Genomic DNA, 17,205 nt, shown 5'->3' with positions numbered 1-17,205 from the left:
TTCAGCCTTTCTGTGCTACAATACAAAAACTCATCGGTAAAGGGCTGCCAGCTATTTCCACCTGTATTTTATGAAATCCTGTTTCTACAAGTTTATTAAAATCCCAGGCAGGTCGATCTACCTGACTCATTGGCAATTTCTTTGCAATTTCATCCATAATGGAAAAATCTACATTTTCTTTATTATGTCGCGCATGGCACCCTTGTTCTTCTTTTTCATGTCCCCGCTGAAACTCATCATAGGCTTTCTGATACTTATCACTAAAAAAACGGCGATAATAATTTCCATCTTCCAGAATTAGAATTCCATCTTTTTTTAGAACCCTGTACGCTTCCTCATAAGCTTTATCTGCATGCTCCAGGTTCCAGAATACGTTTCTTGATACCACTGCGTCGAAGGAATTATCAGCAAATTCTAAGCTTTGCACATCCATCTGATGAAGTTCTGCTTTAAGTCCTTCTGTCTCCAGATTTCTTCTGACTTCTTCCAGCATTTTTGTGCTATAATCTACCGCAGTCACCTGAAATCCCATCGAAGCAAGCAAAGTGGTAAAAAAGCCAGCGCCACACCCATCATCTAATACATGGCATCCCGTTTTAAGAGAATTTTTGAAAATATTTTCCCATCTCTCTCCAGGTTCTGTTTTTCTTTCTTCCATACTGGCATCTGAAAATCCTCCAGCTCTCATATCCCAATATGACTGAATATTCTTTAACAATTCTGCCATTTGTGTTTATCCTTTCCAATAGCATAAACTTCTGCCAAATCAGGGAATTCATGTAATAAAAGCGTGAAAAAGCCGCTGCTAACGCAGCGGCTTAATGACATAATAATCCTGTTATATAAAACCAACCCCTATACCGTGCCCCGCAGCAAAAGTTCTTCATTCTGGCCGGTATTCTGGCTCCAGTGTCATCATAATGCTTTCCCTTCCCGATAAAAATTCAGTGGTTTCGAAAGCTTACTCAACTGTTACAGCTACGGCATAGCACAGGATTTTCACCTGTTTCCCGTTTGACCTGCTAGAATTTATTTTAATTTCCACCAGGCACCAAAATGGTCGTTTTATTCAATTCTCAACACAACATCAAAAAAGTATAATACAGCATTTCCTGTTTGTCAATCAGAATTTATCAGGCCTCTATATCCTCAATATCCTCTCCATCCGGTACCGGCCAGATATTGATACAGTTCGGGGTCTCGATCTTACGTGGTTTGCCCTTCATCATAATGATGTTCTTCTCGTAGTCAACCTTGAAGGTTGTAATGCTGTTGCTGGAGTGGTTGGCAACGGCAATGTGCTGATTATCCGGGAAAATAACAAGGTCTTTCGGATAATCACCACTTACAGGAAGAACAAATTTACGATCCAGAAGACCAGTCTCACCATCTACCTCAAACATACCTACTGTATTCTCACCTGCTGTAGTGCAGAATAAATGCTTGCCATCCGGTGCAAGAGCAAGACCTGATGCGGCATTATGAGATACGCTTCCGTCTTCCTTCTTCGCAAGGGTGGAAACACTTTGAAGCAGCTCAAACTCCGGAGTATCACCCTCTCCATTGTAGCTGTACACTTTAATCTCATTGCTCAGCTCAAACAGAACATATGCATAACGTCCATCTGCACTGAAACGGATAATACGCGGTCCGCTCTCTCTCGGGCATCTTACAATATCCACCAGCTCCAGCTTATCTGTCCGCTTATTAATACGATAGACCTTGATCTGGTCAATTCCATTATCTACTGCGCAGAGATATTTATTATCCGGAGTAGGACGTACACAGTTTACGTGAGGACGGAAGTTACGCTCTGCAACACTTCCAAGACCAGTGTGGAAAACACCGTCCATAACACTTCCAAGACGTCCATCCTTATGAGTGTGTACAACGGTTACCTTTCCATCGTGATAACCTGCTACGTAAAGATATTTGCCATCTACGTCTGTAGCAAGGAAACAACCTCTCATGCCATCAATATCCACGCTGTTGATACGTGCCAAATCGCCATTATGATCACGCTTGAATACCGCAACGCCCTCATCCTCGATAGAATAAAGGTATTTTCCATTCTTGGATACCGCGGTATAAGACGCATTACTTACTTCCACTTCACTTCTCTCTGTGAGAGTACCTTCTTCCAGGTTCACGTCATAAACCTGAATTCCCTTGCTGGTTCCGTGAGTATAGGTTCCTACATAAGCCACATATTTCTTACCCATTTGTCTAGCCTCCTACAGTCTCTTTCTGGAAACCATCCGTTCACGCTGTTCTTCCGATCTTTTTTACAGCGTAGCGGGTCACTGTGCAGCTCTGAATATTACTGCATTCTCTATATCAGTAAATCCTCTGCCACGGTTCATTTATTACAGCCGCATTTTATTACAGCAACTCGTATTCTGGTTTCTTTTATGTAATTGTGTCTAAATTATACCACACACATTTTCAAAGAACAAGCTTTACTGCATCCAGAGTTTCCATAATAATTTCATCTGTATGAGCCGCTGACAGGAACATGGCTTCAAACTGGGACGGAGCCATATGAATTCCCATATTCAGCATTTTTTTGAAATATTCTGCAAATGCCACTGTGTCAGAAGATTTTGCGGAAACATAATCTACAACAGGCTGTCCCGTAAAGAACAGGCTTCCAAGAGAGCCCACATAATTCATCTGGTAATTCAGACCTTTTTCTTTCACGATTTTTCCCATTCCACCGTAGAGAAGCTCTCCCTTTTTCTCCAGTTCCGTGTAAATTTCCTGATGGTCATACAAATATTTCAGCTGGGTAAGCCCGGCAGCCATAGCTACCGGATTTCCGCTTAAAGTACCTGCCTGATATACTTTTCCTGCCGGAGCAACCAATTCCATCACATCTCTTCTTCCGCCATATGCACCTACCGGCATTCCGGCACCAATGATTTTTCCATAAGTAACCAGATCCGGTGTTACACCAAAATACTGTGCTGCGCCGCCAAATGCAAGTCGGAATCCGGTAATCACCTCATCAAAAATAAGAAGGGCATGGTATTGGTCGCAAAGAGCGCGAAGTCCCTGCAGAAATCCTTCCCTTGGCGGAACTACACCCATGTTGGCTCCAACTGCTTCCACGATCACTGCTGCCACCTGACCCTCTGCCTGCTGAAAAAGAGTCTCCACACTGCCAAGATCGTTGTAAACTGCCAGCATAGTATCCTCTGTACAGCCTTTTGGAACACCGGCACTGTCCGGCACACCACTTGTCATCACACCGGAACCTGCGCTTACCAGCATGGCATCACTGTGTCCATGATAGCAGCCTGCAAATTTGATGATCTTATTTTTCCCCGTATAACCTCTTGCAACACGGATTGCACTCATAACAGCCTCTGTACCAGAATTGACCATTCGGATCATATCCACATGCGGGATTCTGTCACAGATAAATTCAGCCATTTCCACTTCGATCTCTGTAGCGCATCCAAAGCTCAGACCTTTTTCACAGGCCTTCAGAACACTTTCCCGTATTGCAGGAAAATTGTGTCCCAGGATCATTGGTCCCCAGGAATCTATGTAATCAATATAGCGGTTGCCATCTACATCATAAATATAGCAGCCATCTGCACGTTCAATAAATCTCGGTGCTTCTCCTATAGCGCCATATGCACGCACCGGACTGTTTACACCGCCGGGGATTCTTTTTACCGCTCTCTCAAAAAGCTTCTCAGACTTTGTCATTATCCGATTCTCCCTTCCTCCATCATTTTTGCAATTTCTTCTGCAAAATAAGTGATATAAATCTGGGCACCTGCACGATAAGCTCCCACCGCCATTTCTCCAATGATCCGCTCTTCGTCGATCCAGCCCATCTTTGCCGCCGCCTTCACCATGGCATACTCACCACTTACACTATAGGCAGCTACCGGAACATTCACAGCCTTGGAGATCTCAGATACCATATCAAGATAAGACATGGCAGGCTTCACCATAATAATATCAGCGCCTTCTTCAATATCCATAAGAGCTTCTTTCATTCCCTCTCTTCTATTGTGGAAATCCATCTGATAGCTCTTGCGGTCTCCAAAAGCAGGAGCACTTCCGGCTGCATCACGGAACGGGCCATAGAACGCAGAAGCGTATTTCACCGCATAAGACATGATTGGAATATTGGTATAACCGCCCAGATCCAGTTCTTTACGGATGGCAGCTACACGTCCGTCCATCATATCGGAAGGCGCGATCATATCAGAGCCAGCCTGCGCATGAGACAGAGCTGTTTTTGCCAGAAGCTCCAATGTCTTGTCGTTGTCAACATCATGGCCGCAAAGAACGCCGCAGTGACCGTGAGAGGTATATTCACACATGCACACATCTGTCACATAATACATCTCTGGAAATCTGCTCTTTGCTTCCCGAAGTGCCTTCTGTACAATACCATCCTGAGCGTAAGCGCCGCTTCCGACTTCATCCTTATGAGCCGGGATTCCAAAAAGCATAATGCTGTTTACCCCTGCTTTTTCCAACTGCTCCAGCTTATAGGGAAGACGGTCCAGGCTGTAACGGTACTGCCCTTCCATGGAAGGAATCTCTTCCTGGATTCCATTTCCTTCCATTACAAACAGCGGATAGATAAGAGAAGATTTGTCCATTCTGGTCTCTCTCACCATTTTTCGCAAATTTGCACTGCCCCTTAATCTTCTAGGTCTCTTAATCAGTTCCATTTTTCTTCACTCCTCTTCAGTGTCTCAACCAGTTCGATCAGACTGTCGATGGTTGCTTTTTCTGACATATATGTCTGCATTCCATAAGAATCCGCCGCTGCACGAGTCTGTTTTCCAATACATGCAGCACGAACCCTGGAATAATCAAGTCCTTTGGTACTCTCCACAAAGCCTTTCACTGTGGAAGCACTGGTAAATACAGCCAGGTCAATGGTGCCCTCTTCAAATTCTCTTTTCTCATTAATAAGAGGACAGCTTACATATCCGGTCTCGTAAGTCGGAATATCATCCACCTGTGCACCTGTTTTTTTCAGTTCTTCTGCCAGCTCCTTGTTTCCAAGGGAGGCTCTTGGAATCAGAATCTTTTCTGTTCCATTTAAAAGAGCGCCAAGTTCTTTTCCAAGGGTATTTCCATCATAAACAGAAGGCATGAAATCCGGATAGATTCCTCTTTCCAGAAATTTCTTCTTTGTGCCCTCACCGATCACCGCGATTTTTGCATTTCCAAGAGAACGCAGGTCGATCTTCTTTTTCTCCATTTGCCTGAAGAAAACTTCCACGCCTGCAGGACTTGTAAATACCAGCCAGTCATAGCTGCGGATATGAGAAAAGGCCTGGTACAGTCTGCTCTGATCCTCCAGAGGGATAATACTGATGGATGGAAGTTCCAGTACTTCTGCACCTTTCTCCCGAAGAAGGGCCGCAGTTCTGGAAATATTCTCCTTTGGCCGGGTGACAAGAATCTTCCAGCCTGCCAGAGGTAATTTCTCATACCAGGCAAAATCATCTGCCAAAGTGCAGACCTTTCCTACCACAATAATGGCCGGTGTCTGGATTTTCGCCTGATCAGAGGCTGTCTTTAATGTAGCGACAGTTGCCACGACTCTTTGCTGACCAGCCGTAGTACCCTTGGATAAAACAGCAGCCGGCATATCCGGATCCATTCCAGCTTTCATAAGGCCACTGCAGATATCCTCCATGGCAGTGATTCCCATGAGAAAAACAAGAGTTCCTTTCGTATGTACCAGCGCCTCAAAATCAATGTCATACTCCATTCCCTTGCGCTTATGTCCGGTGATAACATGGACAGACGAACAGAAATCCCGATGTGTCACAGGAATTCCGTTATATGCAGGTACGGAAATCGGGGAAGTCACACCAGGAACTACTTCATAAGGAATGCCCTCCTTTGTGAGAAGCTCCAGTTCCTCTCCTCCTCGTCCAAAAAGGAAAGGATCGCCGCCTTTCAGACGTACTACCCGGTTGCCCTTTTTTGCCTCATCAGCAAGAACCTGGTTAATCTTCTCCTGGGACATAGTATGGTGGCCAGCACGTTTTCCCACATTGATCAGTTTTGCAGAAGCAGGAATTCTGGTCAGGATTCCCTGTCCTACCAGGCTGTCATAAACAACCACATCTGCCTGTTCCAGAACCTGGGCACCTTTCATTGTAAAAAGCCCCACATCTCCAGGACCAGCTCCCACCAGCCAGACTTTTCCCGGTTCTTTTTTGTTGTCTTCCTGCAAGCCAGACTCTTTGTATTCCACTTTGCAGCGCTCCTGCAGTTCTTTTGCAAGAGAAGTTCCCAGTTTTTCTGCATCTGAAGGATTTCCTGTTTTATATCCTTTCAGATAATGTCCAGTCTTTTCTTCATAGTAAAGACCGGTAAGTTTCAACTGACCATCTTTGATTTCTCCATAGGCAGCTACCGGAGAGGTACATCCGCCATTTAAATATTTTACAAAGGCTCTCTCTGCTGTTGCAGCCTGATGGGCCTGCAAATCATCATACCCTTTCAGAAACTCATAATCCAGACCATCAATTCCCTGAACTGCAAGAATTCCCTGTCCCGCTGCCGGAATCATTTCTTCTGTATCAAAATACCTGCTGATCCTGTTTTCAAGCCCCAGACGTTTCAAACCGGCGGCTGCAAGAACTAACGCAGAATATTCTCCACTATCCAGCTTTTCCAGTCTGGTCTGAAGATTTCCACGAATACTTTTCACCTGCATATCCGGGTAAATTTCTTTCAGCTGCAGCTTTCTGCGAAGGCTGGAACAACCGATAGGCTTCAAAGGATCCAGAACATCACAGCCTTTTGGGAGAACCAGCACATCTCTTACGTCTTCCCTTTTTGAAAAAGCAAGTATGGGGAGCTTTTCCGGGACTTCCATAGGCATATCCTTCAGGCTATGAACAGAAAGCTGACTTCTGCCCTCTAAAAGCGCCCGATCCAGTTCCTTTACAAAAAGGCCTTTTCCTCCAATCTTATCCAGAGTACGGTCCAGTATTTTGTCTCCTGTAGTCTTCATGGTCAGGATTTCCACATCCATTTGCGGATGCCTGCATACAATATAATCCTTCACCATCTGGCTTTGCAGTACGGCAAGCTTGCTTTCCCTGCTTCCGATCACAACTTTTTTATTCATAACTATCCTCATCTTTTTCCAGTTCTTCCAGAAGTGCCTGCATTTTTTCTCTTACTGCCTTAGCCTTTTTGTGATTGACACCGCTGGCCGTGATTCCCACTACAATATCATCCTTCAGACAAATTCCGGGAAAGTAAAAATCGCACAAATTCTTATCACTTGCAACATTTACATAAATTCCCTCTTCTTTACAGGTACGGTAAATTTCCTCATTTAGCTCACTGTTATTCGTAACAGCCAGCACCATATAAGCCATAGAGAAATCCGATTTTTTCACAGGACGGGGCTGGATCTGAATTTTTCCCAGCTTGCCCAGTTCCCAGAGATCTGCTGTCATCTTCGGCGCAATTACTGTAATATTCCTGGTAAATAATAATAATGCTTTCACTCTTCTTGTGGCAATGGTTCCCCCACCCACTACCACAATGTTCTTATCCGATAGATCCACATACAGTGGGAAATAGCGCTTATTTTTCATATGTTTTCTCCAGTCCTGCTACACATTCCAGAAATGCTTTCTCATTCACACTGTCTCTCAATGCAAACAGCATTTTATTTATAACCTTCCCCATTGCAGTATCCACTGCATTTATCAACTTCTCTTTTTCCTGCTCATCCATCTGTGTGTTTTTCAATGGCTTCATGATCCGCAGGTTAAAGTCATTCACTGCATTCTCTTTGATTTCCTGAATTCTTGGTATCAGTTCCTTACCATCTAACCATTTAAAAAATTCATCCATCTGATCTCTCACGATCAGTCCTGCCGCCTCAAGATTTTCCTGAAGCTCAGCCGGAGTTTCTTCCATGCGGAAGCTATCCATATCAAACAAGGTTATCCCTTCGAATTTTCCAACCTCCGGTTCAATATCCCTTGGAACTGCCAGATCAATGAGAACAATACTTTTTTCCAGTTCCAGATTTTCAAACAGTTCCTCACGCAAAGTAAAATTCGGACTTGCCGTAGCACTGACTACAAGATCACACTTAGGCAGATAGTCCATTCTTTCGCCATAATTAATTCGTTTACATCCAAATGGAATATTCACCATTCCGCTGCGATACTGACGCACGGTTACAGTCACATCTGCACCGGCTTCCATAAGAGCCTGGGCTGCAACCTTTCCCATTTCCCCATTTCCGATCACCATGCAGACCTTATCCTGTACGTAATAGCCCTGTCTGTCAAGCATTTCTATCGCCTGATGGATCACAGACGGATTTCCATGAGAAAATGGTACCTCCGTTTTAATCTTTTTTCCTGCTGTTACAGCCATTCGGAAAAGCACTTCAAGGGCTCCATCTGTTGTAAAATGCTCTCTGGCAATTCCCAGTGCATCTTTTACCTGAGTAAGAATCTGATCTTCTCCAAGTATCTGGGATTTCAGACCGGATGCAAGGTAAAACAGATGTTCCACAGCAGCATGGCCTTCACGCTTTGTAAAATATATCTCGTACTGATCATCATTAATATTTTTCAGTTTACAAAGCTCTTTATATAAAGAAAGCTCTGCCTCATCATCCACACTTGCCCATATCTCCAGGCGATTGCATGTAGAAAGAATAATACAGCCGTCTATTCCCCGCTGTTCCTTTAATTTTTCCATAGCCTCCCCTGCATTTTTTCTGGTAAATGCAAACAAGGCTCGTATATCTACGGGAGCCATACTATGGTCTATTCCAATCATAGAAATACTCATCTTATGTAATTCTCCTTAAATATCATTTTCTGCCACCGCTCATTTTACTAATTCCTGCGTATATTGTCAATAAAGCCAGGCAAAACACAGCAATAAAAAAGCTTCCAGACGGACTATTTTCCACAATCTGCCTGGAAGTTTTCCCTATACGATTTCTCTATCCTGTTTCAGGATTCTCTGTGAGTTCCTCTTACCACCTGGATTCCCCTGGATTCTATCATCTCACAGATTTTGGCAATTCTTGGGCACTCTTTTTTCTCCCTGTCCAGACGACAGGCTCCCACATGCATCACCTTAATTTCTTCGCTGACCAGCCTGTCTATTTTTTCCAGAATTCCCTCATCTACATCCGGTTCTTTGGGATTTGCACTTTTGCATCCATTACAGGTCATCATTGCTCCCAGAAGTGTGTCCGGAGAATATCCATCAAAAAAGTCACTGCGATTCTGAAAGGCCTTCAGGCATCCCACTCTGGCACAGACATTATTGGAATGAAGGCAGGTCAGTGTTCCAATTTTAATCATACCGCTTCCCTCGCATGTTCCACAAAGAGTTTTCGAATACTTTCATATTCCCCCAGTCCTTTCAGAACTGTCTGCACTTCATAGCCAGCTTTGCTGATGATATTTTTCCAGGAGTCTTCTTCCTCTCCTGCCATGTCATTTTTCGCATGGTCACCGGCAACGATCATAAACGGTGCGATTACCACTTTTTTTACCCCGCATTTTCCAAGCTGTTTCAGGACCTGGTCAATTTCAGGATAACCTTCCACAGTTCCTACGATCACATTTTCATATCCCATATCCTTGAATCTGTAATCCAGTGCGGCATAAACGGCATTTGCGTAGTGCTCGGTTCCATGCCCCATAAGCACAAGTGCCGTTTCCTTATCCTTAATTACAGGGAACTCATCTGCAACCGCTTTCACCACATACTCATTGTCTTCTTCTGTTGTAAGCAGAGGAGCTCCGAATTTCACAGATTGGAAATGATCCGCACACGCCAGAACATCCTTTTTCATAAGGTCATTTTCCACACCGTTCATTACATGCGTAGGCTGGACGATCACCTCTGTGATTCCATCTGTTCTCATACGCTCCATTGCTTCTGTCACATTGTCATAGTGAATATGATCTCTCTTTGCAATTCTGGCAAGGATCATCTTGCTTGTCCATGCGCGATAAACTTTACAATCTGTAAAAGCAGCTCCAATTTCTTTTTCAATTGCATCAATGGTCACTACTCTGGTGTCCTCGTGACTGGTGCCAAAGCTGACTACAAGGATCCCTTTTTTTGCTGTATCGCTCATTCAGATTTCCTCCACTTTTCCTTTATTTTTTCACATGCAAAGGATGGTATGTAACATTCAGCATGCCGTATTCATCCTTTTTTACAGTTGCATCTACTTCATACAACATATGTATAAAATCTTCTGTAATGACTTCTTCCGGAGTTCCGCAAGCCACCAGACGACCGTTCTTCATGGCATAGATCCGGTCGCAATATGCTGCTGCAATATTCAGATCATGCAAAGCACCGATCACGGTAATCCCGAGACTTTTTACAATATCCAGAAGCTGAAGCTGGTATTTGATGTCAAGATGGTTGGTAGGCTCATCCAGGATCAGACAGTCCGTTTTCTGCGCCAGAGCTCTTGCCAGAATGATTCGCTGCTGCTCACCGCCAGACAGACTGGAAAAAACACGGTGCCGATAGGGAATCATTCCCACTTTTTCCAGACACTCTTCCACGATCTTATAATCCTCGGCATTATCCCGTTCCATGGTTTTCTTATGAGGAGCCCTTCCCATCATTACAATTTCCTGTACGGAAAATTCAAAATTATAGTAGTTGTGCTGGGACACCACTGCCAGTGCTTTTGCAGAATCCTTTACCTTATATTCGTTCAGCGGTTTTCCATCCAGCATGATCACGCCGGTATCAGGCTTAAGTACACGGTAAATACATTTCAGCAGTGTACTTTTTCCACTTCCGTTTGGTCCTATGATTCCTACAAATTCCTTTTCCTTTATGGCTGCGTCAATTCCCTTAAGGATCTCATTTCCGCCAAGCTCTACATGGATATCAGAAGCTGTCAGTTTCATGATTTCTCACCTCCGAATCCATAAGATCTGCGTACCAGCAGATAAATAAAGCAAGGTGCTCCGATCATGGATACCAGGATTCCGATGGGAACTTCGCTCTTTGGAATAATGATCCTGGAAGCAACATCTGCCCAAATCAGGAAAATGGAACCGCTAAGTGCTGACAGTGGAAGCATTTTCTTATGATCTGTTCCAAAGAACATTCTTACCACATGAGGAATAATGAGTCCTACAAATCCAATGATACCTGCGGAATATACCACAAAACCAATCAGCAATGCTGTCACCACAAGATATACCTGACGATATCTGTGCAGGTCAGTGCCTAATGTGATGGATACCTCATCTCCAAGCAGCATCATATTGAGAATACGGCTCTGGGTGCAGAAAAACAGGGTTGCTATAAAAACGCAGGGAATAATCACAGCCAGATTTTCCCATTTCGCACCTGCCAGACTTCCCATCAGCCAGAAAGTAACTGTCTGGATTCCATCTCTGTCGCCCGCAATATAGACAACAAAGTTTGAAAATGCACTGCACACACTTCCAAGTGCTGTACCTGCAAGCAGAAGTCGGACCGAATTTGCCCGGCCTCCTATATTTGCAGTGATCTGTACCAGTACAGAAATAAGGAAGGCTCCGATAAATGCGCAGATTCCAATAGAGTTGGAGCCAAATACGGCTCCAACTCCAAGAAAGATTGCCACTGTTGCACCAAGAGATGCACCAGAGGAAATACCCAGAATATACGGATCTGCAATCGGATTTTTCACAATGGCCTGCATTACCACACCTGCAACTGCCAGACCCATGCCAACGGCTGTTGCAAGAAGAATACGGGGAAGGCGGATAAACCACACAATATCAGACATGGCTCCTACACCATAAACCTCCGGATCCCCGATTCCAAATACTTTATACAAAATTACACTATACACATCTTTCACAGAAAGATCTACAGAACCAATGGTAACTGCAGTCAGAATGGATATCACCAGAAGCACAGTCAGTAATATCACCGCCAGCACATAGATCGGCTTTCCATGAAAAATTCCATTTTTAAAATCCGGTTTTCTTTTCATTTTATTCGTACAGATCCGGATATAATGCTTTTGCAAATGTCATAATTCCATCATAGGTTCTGACACCGCTGCAGTATACTTCATTCAGGTTTACAGAGAATACTTTGTTGTTCTTAACTGCTGAAAGGCTTGCATATGCAGGGTTATCTGTAATATCAGCGATAGCCTCATCAGCTGTCATAAATCCATCATAGTTGATCATGAATAATACGTCCGGATCAGCTGCAATCAGATCCTCTGCACCAACGTTTTCAGAGTTCTCTGCACCAAGCTTCAGCTCCGCACCAAGTGTCTCCGGAATATTTCCGCCAAGTGTCTCTGTTCCATATACACGGAAGGAATCTCCCTCATCCTCAAGAACTGCTACAGATAACGGGTCTGTTCCTTCTACATGCTCTTTTACTTTATCAATCTCACCCTTCATCTGATCAACGATTTCTTCTGCCTTGTCTTCACAATCAAAGATCTTGCCAAGGTTCAGGATATCCTCATATTCGTCTTCAATTGTACGTGGGAACTCAGAAGCCGGTCCCTTTGCAGCACTGTTCAGGGACATATATGTATTTACATTTCTCTCCTGCCAGAAGCTTACATCAGAAAGCCAGTCATCACTGAAGGAGGAATACCATGCTGCAATAAAATCAGGCTCCATTGCAACTACTTCCTCTTTGGATGGCTTGGTATCCATGTACTGGATCTTGTCAAATTCATCCTTTAAATCCTCACGCACATCACCGTCCAGGCCGCAGGCTGCTACGATCTTATCACCGAGACCAAGTGCCAAAAGCTCTTCTACGTTAGAGTTTGCATAGGCAAATACTTTCTCCGGAGCTTTCTCAAAAGTCATTTCAACTGGCTCATGCTCGTAATTGTAGGTTGTGATCGTTACGGGATAATGGCTGTCTCCATCCTCCGCAAATACAGTTGTTCCCATTCCCAGGCTGAGAATTCCTGCCAGACATAACATTCCTGCTGCTGTTTTCATGTTTTTCATGCTTTTTCTCCTTATTTTTTCTTTTGTTTTTTTGTTTTTAAAAGAAAAAAGTCCGCTTCCATGAAAAAGCGGGCATCACAAAAAAACATGATACGAAAGACAGCACTTTACACGGAAGTTTCTTTCTATGAACCAAGCAGGTTTCCTGGCTTACAGCTTAAATCCCCATTCCCTTCTCACATAAAAATGCAATGGATATGAATGTGGCATAACTGAATACAGTGACCGGATCGTTCAGGATTCTCACCTGATTCCCTCTTCTGAAAATAGCACAAATTTTATATATTTTTTCAGCACTTGGCACATTTATTCTTTTAAGCAGAATTATTATAACTTACCCCTTAAATAAAGTAAAGATATTTCTTTAACAATGTTTTTGATTTTGAATATAATATAGGCATCCCCTTCCTTACTTATATATCTATTTCCCATACGGTGCCGTGTCTTCAGCAACCATACCCAATTCCGTTTTCGGAGAATAGGTATACACCTTGCTATTCTCAGCGTAATTCTCCATATCATTATTATCTGTCCATAGCTCACACTGTGTCATCACGGTCTGCACTGCATCATCCATTCCTTCCGGCGGATAGCGATGCTTTTTGAGCAACCGCTTAATCATCATACGCATTTTCGCTCTGGCAGAATCCCGTTTCTGCCAATCTATTGTTCTGTTCTTACGCAGTGTATCTGCCAGTTCCTTTGTAATGGCAATCAGTTCTTCGTTTTCATAGAAATCCTTAATGGCCTCCGGCTTTGTCAGCGCATCATAAAATGCCAGTTCATCAGCAGTCAGTCCAAGCTTGTCTCCCTCTTTATGAGCTGTCGCAATCTGTTTTGCCAGATTCAGCAATTCTTCAATAACCTGTTCATTGGTCAACATTCCATTCAGATACGCATTCATAGCACGCTGTATAATTTCACTGAATTTCTGCGATTTTACCACATTTGTATGACGGTAAATCTGCACCTGTTCCGCAATCAGCCTTTTTAACAGCTCTACAGCAAGGTTTTTCTCCTTCATTTTAGAGATTTCCTCAAGGAACTTTGGATCAAAGAGCGAAAATTCCTGATTTATATCTGAGAAAAGGTTAATGACGCCTTCGCTCTGAACACTGGCTTTCAGAAGCTCGTTAATGCGAGCATTCATTTCTGGCAGAGAAATTTTCTTCCCCTCTCCCTGATTCATCAATCTTGTAACAAGCACACGAACAGATTCAAAGAATGCCGCTTCCACACGCAGCTCTTTTTCTGCCAGAGAAGAACACAGCGACAATGCTTGCCTGAGCAGCAATGCCTCTTTCAGGAAATCCTCTCGTTCCTGTTCTTTATTCACAGCGACAATAAAGTTGACCGCACCGCTGATTGCCTTGGAACGCTCCAAATCCGTACCTGTCATAAACTTGGAATAATCATAACCGTGGAACAAATCCCGACAGATAGACAGTTTCTCAAGGAACTTCGGATATGCAACCTTGGCAACATCGGTATCACCGTAATTCTTCCTATCGCGAGTAGTGTAGTCATTCATTGCCTGCTTCAATGCAGAAGCAATGCCAACATAATCGACAATCAGACCGCCTTCCTTATCTCCAAATACACGGTTTACTCTGGCAATAGCCTGCATCAGATTATACCCCTGCATCGGCTTGTACACATACATGGTTGCAAGAGATGGCACATCAAATCCTGTAAGCCACATATCCACGACAATGGCAATCTTCAGCGGACTATCATTATCCTTAAACTCCTTTGCCAGCTCATCCTTATGGTGTTTATTGCCGATGATTTTATTCCATTCTTCTGGATCTTTGTTACTACCTGTCATAACAACAGCAACCTTATCCGTCCATCCGGGACGAAGTTGCAAGATACGCTCATATATCTTCATGGCAATAGGGCGTGAGTATGCTACGATCATTGCCTTACCTGTGAGCAGATTCGCACGATAATTTTCATAATGATTCAAAATATCGTCCACAAGGGAGTTGATAGTTTTCTCATTGCCAAGAATGGCTTCCATCTTCCCCAGTTCTTTTTTGCTCCTTTCGATAACCTCTGGATCAGCATTTTTTGCCATAATGTCATATTCTTGGTCAATGAGCTTCAAAGTCTGCTCATCCAGTTTCAGCTTGATAACACGGCTTTCGTAATATACCGGACGAGTAGCACCATCTTCAACTGCCTGTGTCATGTCGTAAATATCTATGTAGTCACCAAACACTTCACGAGTATTGCGGTCTTTCATAGAAATCGGTGTTCCGGTAAATCCGATAAAAGTTGCATTCGGCAGAGCATTGCGGATAATACGAGCAGAACCGATTTTGATTTCACCTGTCTTGACATCGACCTTTTCTTTCAAACCGTACTGCCCACGATGAGCTTCATCCGCCATAACCACAATATTTCTGCGCTCAGAAAGGCAATCAAAGGATTCCTCAAATTTCTGCATCGTGGTAAAAATAATGCCGTTTGCTTTTCTACCGTCCAGTAATTCTTTCAAATGCACCCGGCTTTCGGCATGAACTGGGTCTTGACGCAGAAAATCCTTGCACTTGGCAAATTGCCTGTAAAGCTGGTCATCCAGGTCGTTGCGATCTGTGATAACTACGATGGTCGGGCTATCCAAAGCATCTTGCAGACAATGGGCATAAAACACCATCGACAGCGATTTGCCGCTGCCTTGTGTATGCCAGAATACACCACCCTTGCCGTCTGTCTCCGTTGCGTGTTTCGTGGAAAGTACTGCCTTATTGACAGCAAAATACTGGTGATAACCTGCTAATATCTTGAACTGTTTGGTTCCTTCATTGGAGAAACAGATAAAGTTCTTGATAATATCCAGTAAACGTTCTTTTTCAAAAATACCCTCAAAAAATGTATCGAACTGAGCATACTGTGTATTTTCATAGCCGCCGTCCTTCGTTTTCCATTCCATGAAGCGATCTTCGCCAGAAGTGATTGTACCAGCTTTCGATGTCATAAGGTCACTCATAACACAGATACAGTTATAAATAAACATGGAAGGAATCTCATGCATATAGTTGCGAATCTGTGTGTATGCTTCGGATGCATCCGTTTCCTCACGAGAGGGAGATTTCAGTTCCACCAGGACTACCGGCATACCATTCAAAAATAGCAGTACGTCAGGGCGTTTGGTGCTGTTCTCAATAAATGTCCACTGGTTCGCCACAATAAAGGAGTTGTTGTCCGGATTCTTGTAATCAACAAGATATACCAAGCCGGAGCGTTCCTCACCCTTGACAAAATAACGCACTTCTACACCGTGCTGAATGTAATCCATAAAAAGAGCGTTTTTCTGCACAATTTCCGCATTTTCAAAATTTCTCAGCTTATACAAAGCATCGTGAATTGCATCCTCCGGCATATCCGGATTCAAACGATGCAGTGTTTCGTCTAATTTATCTTCATACAGGGGGCTTTTGAAGTCCCGCTCCAAATCAGGAGCATAGACATGCCGATACCCCATATTCTGAAATAGCTCTATAACAGAATTTTCATAGTCTGCTTCGGTATAAAAGCCAGCCATAGGTTAATCACTCCTTTTTTCGTTACATTTTTCGTGGTAAACAAGAATTTAGCGGCTTAAAGATCGATGTCAGAGACATCAAGCTCGCCGGGCATAAGTTTTGGCAGAAGTGCATCACGAGTATTGGCAAGAATCTTGGATTCTTTTGTGTTTTCCTGCATTGCACTATACATTGGCGAAACTATATTCTCAAACTTTTCTAATGTTTTTTCGTCAGGAATATATAGTTGCATTGCGTTAAGAATATTGGTTGTCATGCTCGGTACAGCAGAGCCAGCATTCAGTGAAGCCAGATCTTTGCTTTTTACAAAATGGTATACAAATTTTGCAATATTAGGACGCAGCATCTCGGTATAGAACATGGTGTCTACCGACCAGAACGCTTCATTGACATACATGACATTGTTGAGAGTTCCTTTACGGGGAATTAGAACAGATTCGCCAGTATAGAGAGGCTTTTCTACATATCGCATTATTCCGCCTGATCCATATACTGGATAGTTTCCGTCAGCCAGTTTTTTATGATCTTTTCCATACTTAACTGAGATTAAGTCAGACAGCTGCCCTGTGCTCCAACTTTCTTGTCGGTGCTCAATAAACATACGGCTGTAAATTGCCTGAGCTTGTTGCTCTAAATTCTTGTTTAAC

General features: G+C 43.4%; 14 protein-coding genes, 1 pseudogene and 2 riboswitches. All 15 genes and pseudogenes read right to left on the bottom strand.

The genetic code is table 11. From position 1 onward, the window contains the following. Position 1: 1 nt before the first annotated feature. Positions 2 to 727: a class I SAM-dependent methyltransferase gene (locus PGQ38_RS09340; protein ID WP_118579988.1), complete on the bottom strand. Its 726-nt coding sequence runs from the start codon at positions 725 to 727 to the stop codon at positions 2 to 4. 146 nt (positions 728 to 873) lie between these two features. Further along, positions 874 to 1,071: riboswitch (cobalamin riboswitch) on the bottom strand. Between the two features lie 62 nt (positions 1,072 to 1,133). Beyond that, positions 1,134 to 2,222, bottom strand: a complete 1,089-nt coding sequence (locus PGQ38_RS09335) for a lactonase family protein (protein ID WP_118579985.1) — start codon at positions 2,220 to 2,222, stop codon at positions 1,134 to 1,136. A 223-nt stretch (positions 2,223 to 2,445) separates the two neighbouring features. Then, positions 2,446 to 3,717, bottom strand: coding sequence for a glutamate-1-semialdehyde 2,1-aminomutase (gene hemL / locus PGQ38_RS09330; RefSeq protein WP_195409281.1), 1,272 nt, complete (start codon positions 3,715 to 3,717; stop codon positions 2,446 to 2,448). Then, entirely contained in the window at positions 3,717 to 4,700 is a 984-nt protein-coding gene (gene hemB / locus PGQ38_RS09325) for a porphobilinogen synthase (RefSeq protein ID WP_173718125.1), read from the bottom strand. The genes hemL and hemB overlap by 1 nt, the downstream gene beginning before the upstream one ends. After that, on the bottom strand, positions 4,691 to 6,226 hold the full coding sequence (gene cobA, locus PGQ38_RS19920) for a uroporphyrinogen-III C-methyltransferase (protein WP_270431519.1): 1,536 nt from the start codon (positions 6,224 to 6,226) through the stop codon (positions 4,691 to 4,693). The genes hemB and cobA overlap by 10 nt, the downstream gene beginning before the upstream one ends. A gap of 39 nt (positions 6,227 to 6,265) precedes the next feature. Further along, positions 6,266 to 7,129, bottom strand: a pseudogene (gene hemC / locus PGQ38_RS19915) (hydroxymethylbilane synthase); the annotation flags it as partial. Further along, positions 7,122 to 7,607 (bottom strand): precorrin-2 dehydrogenase/sirohydrochlorin ferrochelatase family protein, encoded by a 486-nt coding sequence (locus tag PGQ38_RS09310; protein ID WP_118579973.1) that lies wholly within the window; start codon positions 7,605 to 7,607, stop codon positions 7,122 to 7,124. The gene PGQ38_RS09310 and the pseudogene hemC, both read right to left, overlap by 8 nt. After that, positions 7,597 to 8,826 carry a glutamyl-tRNA reductase gene (gene hemA / locus PGQ38_RS09305; RefSeq protein ID WP_270431475.1) on the bottom strand — a complete coding sequence of 410 codons (1,230 nt, stop codon included), beginning with the start codon at positions 8,824 to 8,826 and terminating at the stop codon, positions 7,597 to 7,599. Before hemA ends, PGQ38_RS09310 begins: the two co-directional genes overlap by 11 nt. A gap of 167 nt (positions 8,827 to 8,993) precedes the next feature. Further along, on the bottom strand, positions 8,994 to 9,350 hold the full coding sequence (locus PGQ38_RS09300) for a CGGC domain-containing protein (RefSeq protein WP_270431473.1): 357 nt from the start codon (positions 9,348 to 9,350) through the stop codon (positions 8,994 to 8,996). Then, complete coding sequence (locus PGQ38_RS09295) at positions 9,347 to 10,135, bottom strand: sirohydrochlorin cobaltochelatase (protein WP_270431472.1); 789 nt, start codon at positions 10,133 to 10,135, stop codon at positions 9,347 to 9,349. Before PGQ38_RS09295 ends, PGQ38_RS09300 begins: the two co-directional genes overlap by 4 nt. Positions 10,136 to 10,157: 22 nt before the next feature. Next, complete coding sequence (locus tag PGQ38_RS09290) at positions 10,158 to 10,931, bottom strand: ABC transporter ATP-binding protein (RefSeq protein ID WP_270431471.1); 774 nt, start codon at positions 10,929 to 10,931, stop codon at positions 10,158 to 10,160. Continuing rightward, entirely contained in the window at positions 10,928 to 12,013 is a 1,086-nt protein-coding gene (locus PGQ38_RS09285; RefSeq protein ID WP_173716563.1) for a FecCD family ABC transporter permease, read from the bottom strand. The genes PGQ38_RS09290 and PGQ38_RS09285 overlap by 4 nt, the downstream gene beginning before the upstream one ends. Position 12,014: 1 nt before the next feature. Then, positions 12,015 to 13,007, bottom strand: a complete 993-nt coding sequence (locus PGQ38_RS09280) for an ABC transporter substrate-binding protein (RefSeq protein WP_270431469.1) — start codon at positions 13,005 to 13,007, stop codon at positions 12,015 to 12,017. Positions 13,008 to 13,125: 118 nt separating this feature from the next. Beyond that, positions 13,126 to 13,323: riboswitch (cobalamin riboswitch) on the bottom strand. A 105-nt stretch (positions 13,324 to 13,428) separates the two neighbouring features. After that, complete coding sequence (locus PGQ38_RS09275) at positions 13,429 to 16,557, bottom strand: type I restriction endonuclease subunit R (RefSeq protein WP_173716565.1); 3,129 nt, start codon at positions 16,555 to 16,557, stop codon at positions 13,429 to 13,431. Between the two features lie 56 nt (positions 16,558 to 16,613). Continuing rightward, positions 16,614 to 17,205, bottom strand: a 592-nt coding sequence (locus PGQ38_RS09270) for a restriction endonuclease subunit S (RefSeq protein WP_270431466.1), incomplete at its 5' end; no start/stop codon positions are given.

It is taken from the genome of Blautia faecis (genome assembly GCF_027662325.1).
Classification (GTDB): Bacteria; Bacillota; Clostridia; order Lachnospirales; family Lachnospiraceae; genus Blautia_A; species Blautia_A faecis.
The sequence above is the reverse complement of the archived record's forward strand: the minus strand, read 5'-3'. Positions and strand labels throughout refer to the sequence as shown.

Excerpts from the sequence above, each read along its gene's own strand:
- PGQ38_RS09340 (WP_118579988.1), bottom strand. The coding sequence starts at position 727 with ATGGCAGAATTGTTAAAGAATATTCAGTCATATTGGGATATGAGAGCT.
- PGQ38_RS09335 (WP_118579985.1), bottom strand. The coding sequence starts at position 2,222 with ATGGGTAAGAAATATGTGGCTTATGTAGGAACCTATACTCACGGAACC.
- hemL (WP_195409281.1), bottom strand. The coding sequence starts at position 3,717 with ATGACAAAGTCTGAGAAGCTTTTTGAGAGAGCGGTAAAAAGAATCCCC.
- hemB (WP_173718125.1), bottom strand. The coding sequence starts at position 4,700 with ATGGAACTGATTAAGAGACCTAGAAGATTAAGGGGCAGTGCAAATTTG.
- PGQ38_RS09310 (WP_118579973.1), bottom strand. The coding sequence starts at position 7,607 with ATGAAAAATAAGCGCTATTTCCCACTGTATGTGGATCTATCGGATAAG.
- hemA (WP_270431475.1), bottom strand. The coding sequence starts at position 8,826 with ATGAGTATTTCTATGATTGGAATAGACCATAGTATGGCTCCCGTAGAT.
- PGQ38_RS09300 (WP_270431473.1), bottom strand. The coding sequence starts at position 9,350 with ATGATTAAAATTGGAACACTGACCTGCCTTCATTCCAATAATGTCTGT.
- PGQ38_RS09295 (WP_270431472.1), bottom strand. The coding sequence starts at position 10,135 with ATGAGCGATACAGCAAAAAAAGGGATCCTTGTAGTCAGCTTTGGCACC.
- PGQ38_RS09290 (WP_270431471.1), bottom strand. The coding sequence starts at position 10,931 with ATGAAACTGACAGCTTCTGATATCCATGTAGAGCTTGGCGGAAATGAG.
- PGQ38_RS09285 (WP_173716563.1), bottom strand. The coding sequence starts at position 12,013 with ATGAAAAGAAAACCGGATTTTAAAAATGGAATTTTTCATGGAAAGCCG.
- PGQ38_RS09280 (WP_270431469.1), bottom strand. The coding sequence starts at position 13,007 with ATGAAAAACATGAAAACAGCAGCAGGAATGTTATGTCTGGCAGGAATT.
- PGQ38_RS09275 (WP_173716565.1), bottom strand. The coding sequence starts at position 16,557 with ATGGCTGGCTTTTATACCGAAGCAGACTATGAAAATTCTGTTATAGAG.